We start from the raw sequence: 7,366 nt of genomic DNA, 5'->3' as shown, positions 1-7,366 counted from the left end.
GATCCGGCGCGGGGGATCGCCCTGGCCGCGTCGGGGCGGCTGGGCCGGGCCGGTGCGGCCGCGCGCGTGGCGCCCGTACTGCGGCTGCGCCGGCGGGTCGCGGACCAGGCGGGCCTGGGGGCGCGGGACCGGCTGGAGAACCTGGCGGGGGCCCTGGAAGTGTGCCGCGGCGGGGCCCGGGTGGCGGCCGGGGCGCGGATCGTCCTGGTCGACGACGTGATCACCACCGGGGCCACGCTCGCGGAGGCCGCTCGGGCGCTGCGGGCGGCGGGCCTGGGGGTGAGGGAGGCAGCCGTGGTCGCGGCGCCGGCGGACTCCTTCGTACGGATCCGGGCCGCAACTCGTACAGAGCAAAAATCTTGTGAATAGATTTGGAACTGCCGGGGAATGCGCATCGTTGCAGGTAGTAAGAGGGAACGGCCACCTGGACGGAGGTACGTTCCGGTAGCGGGTGCCGACAACCGGCTTTGAGAGATATGTTCGGTTGTGAGGAACTGGCGATCCTTGGGCACCGGGTACCGGAGCACCAGTCCGTCTGTTGTATTGCCAACCTTGTGTCAGTGCCTGTTCAGGGGGTTTCTCTCTACTCCGAAGTCGGTGGGATGTGGATCTTGCCGGTGGGGGAGGAGGAGGTGAAAGTCGCCAAGTCCGAGGCTCCGGTGTTCACCGGGGCCTGGTGCGAAAGGGAGCGCTTCGCCGCTGTCGGCGAGGCTCTCCGGGAACGGAGTTCTGCGTGGACATCGTCGTCAAGGGCCGCAAGACCGAGGTGCCCGAGCGGTTCCGCAAGCACGTGGCCGAGAAGCTGAATCCGGAGCGGATCCAGAAGCTCGACGCCAAGGTGATCAGCTTGGACGTCGAGGTGTCCAAGGAGCACAACCCGCGCCAGGCCGACCGTTCCGACCGCGTGGAGATCACCCTGCGTTCGCGGGGCCCGGTGATCCGGGCCGAGGCCGCCGCCGCCGACCCGTACGCGGCGCTCGACCTCGCCCAGGACAAGCTGGAGGCCCGGCTGCGCAAGCAGCACGACAAGCGGTTCACCCGCCGTGGCAACGGACGGCTTTCGGCGGCCGAGGTCGTCGACACGGTGCCGGGCGTCGCCACGCTCAACGGCAACGGCGAGCCGGTCGGTGAGGAGAAGGCGGACGGGATCCCGACCACCCGGATCGGTTCCCTGGAAGTGCAGGGCGAAGGCCCGCTCATCGTCCGCGAGAAGACCCACTCGGCCGGCCCCATGTCGCTCGACCAGGCCCTGTTCGAAATGGAACTGGTCGGACACGACTTCTATCTGTTCGTCGACTCCGAGACCAAGATGCCCAGCGTCGTCTACCGCCGTCACGCCTACGACTACGGCGTCGTCCACCTGAACGCCGACGGGGCCTCCAGCTCGGACGAACCGGCCGCGGGCGCGGGCGGCGCGCTGGGCGGCTGATCATTCATCCGTTGCCCCTGCGGATCGCCCCGGCGATCCGCAGGGGCACCTGTGTGAGTGGGGTGGCCGGTAGCCGTCGGCTGATGGCCGGTAGTGGCGCGTATGAGCCAGACGGGCTCCCGAGGGCCCCCTTGCGGTCATCCGGGCATGGAATCATGGCGGGCAGTCAACCGGCGGCCGCTCCTGCCGGATTGGCCCAGCGGCTGAGCACATGCAGGGGGAGGAACGATGGCGGACACCTTCGGGCCGGTACGCGGTGACGACGGCGCGGGCTGTCGTGCGGCGGACCCGGCGGACCCGGCGGCGGATCCGGCCGGGGAGCCCATCCGGGTGCTCGTGGTCGACGACCACGCCCTCTTCCGGCGCGGCCTGGAGATCGTCCTCGCGCAGGAGGAGGACATCCAGGTCGTCGGTGAGGCCGGGGACGGGGCGGAGGCGGTGGACAAGGCCGCCGACCTGCTGCCGGACATCGTGCTGATGGACGTGCGGATGCCGCGCAGGGGCGGGATCGAGGCGTGCACCTCGATCAAGGAGGTGGCCCCCTCCGCGAAGATCATCATGCTGACGATCAGCGACGAGGAGGCGGACCTCTACGACGCGATCAAGGCCGGCGCGACGGGCTACCTGCTGAAGGAGATCTCCACGGACGAGGTCGCCACGGCGATCCGCGCCGTGGCGGACGGGCAGTCGCAGATCAGCCCCTCGATGGCGTCGAAGCTGCTGACCGAGTTCAAGTCGATGATCCAGCGCACCGACGAACGCAGACTGGTGCCCGCGCCGCGGCTGACGGACCGCGAGCTGGAGGTGCTGAAGCTGGTGGCCACGGGGATGAACAACCGGGACATCGCCAAGCAGCTGTTCATCTCCGAGAACACCGTCAAGAACCACGTGCGCAACATCCTGGAGAAGCTGCAGCTGCACTCGCGGATGGAAGCGGTCGTCTACGCGATGCGCGAGAAGATCCTGGAGATCCGGTAGCGCGTCAGAGCGCGTCCAGCTCCGCCGTGACCGCCGCGGCCTCCGCGGGCGAGGAGGCGCGTTCGACGCGGACTGCGTCGCAGCCGACCCACTCCGCCGCCTCCCGCAGGGCGCGGGCCATCGCGGGCGCCGCCTTCGGGGTCGTCAGCGAGAGCCGGCGGGCCACCAGCGTGGTGCCCTCGCGGCCCGGGTCCACCCGGCCCTGGAGCCGGCCCCCGGCCAGCAGCGGCATCGCGAAGTAGCCGTGGATCCGCTGGGGTTTGGGGACGTAGGCCTCCAGCTTGTGCGTGAAGCCGAAGATCCGCTCGGTGCGGGGCCGGTCCCATACGAGCGAGTCGAACGGGGACAGCAGGGTGGTGCGGTGGCGGCCCGCGGCGGCCGCGGCCAGGGCGGCCGGATCGGCCCAGGCGGGCTTGGCCCAGCCCTCCACCGTCACCGGGACCAGCCCGGAATCCGCCACCACCGCGTCGAACTGCTCGCCCTTGAGGCGGTGGTAGTCGGAGATGTCGGCGCGGGTGCCGACGCCCAGAGACCGCCCGGCCAGGGCCACGAGCCGGCGCAGGCACTCGCGGTCGTCCAGGTCGTCGTGGAGCAGGGCGTCCGGGACGACCCGCTCGGCGAGGTCGTAGACCCGCTTCCAGCCGCGCCGCTGCGAGCAGACCACGTCACCGGTGTCGAGCAGCCACTCCACCGCGATCTTGGTTTCGGACCAGTCCCACCAGGGGCCGCCGTTCTTCGCGCCGCCCAGCTCGGTGGAGGTGAGCGGGCCGTCCGCCTTCAGCCGGTCCAGGACCAGGGCGCAGGAACCCTCCCGGTCCTTCATCTTGTGCCAGCGGTAGCCGTGCGCCCGCTTGACCCGGCGGCGGAACGCGAAGTGCGGCCACTCCTCGATCGGCAGGATGCACGCCGCGTGCGACCAGTACTCGAAGGCGTGGTTGTCGCTCCAGTAGGCCTTCTCGACGGTGTCCCGGCCGACCGCGCCCAGGCGCGCGTACGGGATCAGCTCGTGCGAGCGGGCCAGCACCGAGATCGTGTCCAGCTGTACGGCGCCCAGGTGGCGCAGCACCCCGCGGACCCCTCCCCGCCGGTCGGGCGCGCCGAGGAAGCCCTGTGCGCGCAGCGCGATGCGGCGGGCCTCGTCGGCGGAGAGGGACACGGACGGGTGTGGCGTGCTGGCCGGGCTGCTGGTCATGGTGGGCAGCCTAGGCGGCGCCACCGACAGCGGGTCCGGGCTCCCGGGCGGGGAGGTGGGGCAGCGCGGGGGTCAGGCCGAGGTCGGAGGGGAGCAGCGCACCGATCCAGCAGTCGCGGGCGGTGCCGTTGCGGAGCAGGGCGGCCCGCAGGGTGCCCTCGAAGCGGAAGCCGGCCTTCTCGGCGACGGCCCGGGAGCCCGCGTTGCCGACCTCGGCGCGCCATTCCAGCCGCAGGGCGCCGAGCTCGTCGAAGGCCCAGCGGGAGACGGTGTCCAAGGCCTCGGTCATGTAGCCGTTGCCGCGGTGTTCCCGGGTCGCCCAGTAGCCGACCTCGTACAGCTTCTCCCCGAACGCCTCGTGCACGTAGACGCCCACAGCCGCGACCAGCGGGCCGCCGGCGCCGAGACGGACCGCGAAGGCGTACCCCGTGTCCTCGCGCCAGCCGGCGGGGACCCGCTCGCTCACGAAGGTCTTCGCGTCGGCGCGCGTGTAGGGGGAGGGGACCATGGTCCAGCGCTGGATGTCGGGGTCCTGTCCGGCGGCGTGCGCCTCCTCCTCGTCCGACGGGGCGAAGGGCCGCAGGTCCAGGCGGGTGGTGCTCAGTATCACGGGTTCCATGGACGGATTGTGGCGGTCCGGGTGGTCACGGGCGAGCAGTTTTCGTCCGGCCCGGCACCTTCGGCCCGGTCCACACGTTCTCATTCCGGGCACCCGTGCCCTGCGGACACGGCGGACCTCCCGGCGCGACCACGTCCTCGCTTACGATGGCCGTTGCGGTGGGGCCCACCTGCCGTGCCCGGTTACGAACAGTGCCCAGGCCCGACCGGCAAGGAGACAAACCTCGGTGTCCGTCTTCAACAAGCTCATGCGTGCAGGCGAAGGCAAGATCCTGCGCAAACTGCACCGCATCGCGGACCAGGTCAACTCCATCGAAGAGGACTTCGTCAACCTCTCCGACGCCGAGTTGCGCGCGCTCACGGACGAGTACAAGCAGCGCTACCAGGACGGCGAGAGCCTGGACGACCTGCTGCCCGAGGCCTTCGCGACCGTTCGCGAGGCCGCGAAGCGTGTGCTCGGCCAGCGGCACTACGACGTCCAGATCATGGGTGGTGCCGCGCTGCACCTCGGCTACGTCGCCGAGATGAAGACCGGTGAGGGCAAGACCCTCGTCGGCACGCTGCCGGCGTACCTGAACGCGCTGTCCGACAAGGGCGTCCACCTGATCACGGTGAACGACTACCTCGCCGAGCGCGACTCCGAGATGATGGGCCGGGTCCACAAGTTCCTGGGCCTGTCGGTCGGCTGCATCCTGGCGAACATGTCCCCGGCCCAGCGCCGGGAGCAGTACAGCAGCGACATCACGTACGGCACGAACAACGAGTTCGGCTTCGACTACCTGCGCGACAACATGGCGTGGTCGCAGGACGAGCTCGTGCAGCGCGGCCACAACTTCGCCGTGGTCGACGAGGTCGACTCGATCCTCGTCGACGAGGCCCGCACCCCGCTGATCATCTCCGGTCCGGCCGACCAGGCCACGAAGTGGTACGCGGACTTCGCCAAGCTGGTCACCCGGCTGACCAAGGGCGAGGCCGGGCAGCCGCTCAAGGGCATCGAGGAGACCGGCGACTACGAGGTCGACGAGAAGAAGCGCACCGTCGGCATCCACGAGGCCGGTGTCGCGAAGGTCGAGGACTGGCTCGGCATCGAGAACCTGTACGAGTCGGTGAACACCCCCCTCGTCGGGTACCTCAACAATGCGATCAAGGCCAAGGAACTGTTCAAGATCGACAAGGACTACGTCGTCATCGACGGCGAAGTCATGATCGTCGACGAGCACACCGGCCGTATCCTCGCCGGCCGCCGCTACAACGAGGGCATGCACCAGGCCATCGAGGCGAAGGAGGGGGTGGACATCAAGGACGAGAACCAGACCCTCGCCACGATCACCCTCCAGAACTTCTTCCGCCTGTACTCGAAGCTGTCCGGCATGACCGGTACGGCCATGACCGAGGCCGCCGAGTTCCACCAGATCTACAAGCTCGGCGTCGTCCCGATCCCGACCAACCGCGGGATGGTCCGCAAGGACCAGCCGGACCTGATCTACCGCACCGAGGTCGCGAAGTTCGCGGCGGTCGTCGACGACATCGCGGAGAAGCACGAGAAGGGCCAGCCGATCCTGGTCGGCACCACCTCGGTCGAGAAGTCCGAGTACCTCTCGCAGCAGCTCTCCAAGCGCGGCGTCCCGCACGAGGTGCTGAACGCGAAGCAGCACGAGCGCGAGGCCTCGATCGTCGCCCAGGCCGGCCGCCGCGGCGCCGTCACCGTCGCCACGAACATGGCCGGCCGCGGTACCGACATCAAGCTCGGCGGCAACCCGGACGACCTCGCCGAGGCGGAGCTGCGTCAGCGCGGCCTCGACCCGGAGGAGCACATCGAGGAGTGGGCGCACGCCCTGCCCGAGGCGCTCAAGCGGGCCGAGGCGGCCGTGAAGGCCGAGTTCGAAGAGGTCAAGGAGCTCGGCGGGCTGTACGTGCTGGGCACCGAGCGGCACGAGTCGCGCCGTATCGACAACCAGCTGCGCGGCCGCTCCGGCCGTCAGGGCGACCCGGGCGAGTCCCGCTTCTACCTGTCGCTGGGCGACGACCTGATGCGCCTGTTCAAGGCGCAGATGGTCGAGCGGGTCATGGCCATGGCGAACGTGCCGGACGACGTGCCGATCGAGAACAAGATGGTCACGCGGGCCATCGCCTCGGCGCAGTCGCAGGTCGAGACCCAGAACTTCGAGACCCGCAAGAACGTCCTGAAGTACGACGAGGTCCTCAACAGCCAGCGTGAGGTCATCTACGGCGAGCGCCGCCGCGTCCTGGAGGGCGAGGACCTGCACGAGCAGGTCGTCTTCTTCATGGACGACACGATCGACGCGTACATCGCGGCCGAGACGGTCGAGGGCTTCGCCGAGGAGTGGGACCTGGACCGGCTGTGGGGCGCCTTCCGCCAGCTCTACCCGATCAAGGTCACGGTGGAGGAGCTGGAGGAGGCCGCCGGCGACCGCGCGGGCATCACCGCCGAGTTCATCGCGGAGTCCGTCAAGGACGACATCCACGAGCAGTACGCGACGCGCGAGAAGGCGCTCGGCTCCGACGTCATGCGCGAGCTGGAGCGGCGCGTGGTGCTGTCGGTGCTGGACCGCAAGTGGCGTGAGCACCTGTACGAGATGGACTACCTGCAGGAGGGCATCGGCCTGCGGGCGATGGCCCAGAAGGACCCGCTGGTCGAGTACCAGCGCGAGGGCTTCGACATGTTCAACGCCATGATGGAGGGCATCAAGGAGGAGTCCGTCGGCTACCTGTTCAACCTGGAGGTCCAGGTCGAGCAGCAGGTCGAGGAGGTTCCGGTGCAGGCCGCGGCGCCGTCCATGACGAAGGAGCCGGCCGGGGCCGCGCGTCCCGAGATCCGGGCGAAGGGTCTGGACGCCCCGCAGCGTCCGGACCGGCTGCACTTCTCCGCGCCGTCGGTGGACGGCGAGGGCGGGATCGTCGAGGGCGACTTCGACGCGGACGGCTCCGCCGGTGACGGCGGGGACGGGATGACGCGGGCGGAGCGGCGCAAGGCGCAGAAGGCCTCCGGCGGTCGTCGGCGCAAGAAGTAACCCCCTGGGGGTTCCGCAGCACCCGGCCGGGGGGGGGGGGGGGGGGGGGGGGGGGGGGGGGGGCCGGGGGGGGGGGGGGGGGGGGGGGGGGGGGGGGGGGGGGGGGGGGGGGGGGGG

At 70.3% G+C, this 7,366-nt stretch carries 6 protein-coding genes; 4 read left to right on the top strand and 2 right to left on the bottom strand.

Annotated features, from left to right (window positions below):
- The 3 genes from ACEPPI_RS39060 to ACEPPI_RS39050 all read left to right on the top strand — a co-directional run.
- Nucleotides 1-369, top strand: a 369-nt coding sequence (locus ACEPPI_RS39060) for a ComF family protein (RefSeq protein WP_373920006.1), incomplete at its 5' end; no start/stop codon positions are given.
- A gap of 364 nt (nt 370-733) precedes the next feature.
- Entirely contained in the window at nt 734-1,429 is a 696-nt protein-coding gene (gene hpf, locus ACEPPI_RS39055) for a ribosome hibernation-promoting factor, HPF/YfiA family (RefSeq protein ID WP_371678299.1), read from the top strand.
- A gap of 228 nt (nt 1,430-1,657) precedes the next feature.
- Complete coding sequence (locus tag ACEPPI_RS39050) at nt 1,658-2,407, top strand: response regulator transcription factor (protein WP_266839364.1); 750 nt, start codon at nt 1,658-1,660, stop codon at nt 2,405-2,407.
- A gap of 4 nt (nt 2,408-2,411) precedes the next feature.
- On the opposite strand, the gene ACEPPI_RS39045 is transcribed toward ACEPPI_RS39050, so the two are convergent.
- Both ACEPPI_RS39045 and ACEPPI_RS39040 read right to left on the bottom strand, forming a co-directional pair.
- Nucleotides 2,412-3,599 carry a winged helix-turn-helix domain-containing protein gene (locus tag ACEPPI_RS39045; RefSeq protein WP_373920005.1) on the bottom strand — a complete coding sequence of 396 codons (1,188 nt, stop codon included), beginning with the start codon at nt 3,597-3,599 and terminating at the stop codon, nt 2,412-2,414.
- A 10-nt stretch (nt 3,600-3,609) separates the two neighbouring features.
- A complete protein-coding gene (locus ACEPPI_RS39040) occupies nt 3,610-4,218 on the bottom strand; it encodes a GNAT family N-acetyltransferase (RefSeq protein ID WP_373920004.1) in 609 nt (202 codons plus the stop codon).
- Between the two features lie 226 nt (nt 4,219-4,444).
- Between ACEPPI_RS39040 and secA the strand changes: the two genes are divergently transcribed.
- A complete protein-coding gene (gene secA, locus ACEPPI_RS39035; protein WP_373920003.1) occupies nt 4,445-7,249 on the top strand; it encodes a preprotein translocase subunit SecA in 2,805 nt (934 codons plus the stop codon).
- Nucleotides 7,250-7,366 lie beyond the last annotated feature (117 nt).

Source organism: Streptomyces sp. AB3(2024), assembly GCF_041862025.1.
GTDB lineage: Bacteria > Actinomycetota > Actinomycetes > Streptomycetales > Streptomycetaceae > Streptomyces.
The sequence above is the reverse complement of the archived record's forward strand: the minus strand, read 5'-3'. Positions and strand labels throughout refer to the sequence as shown.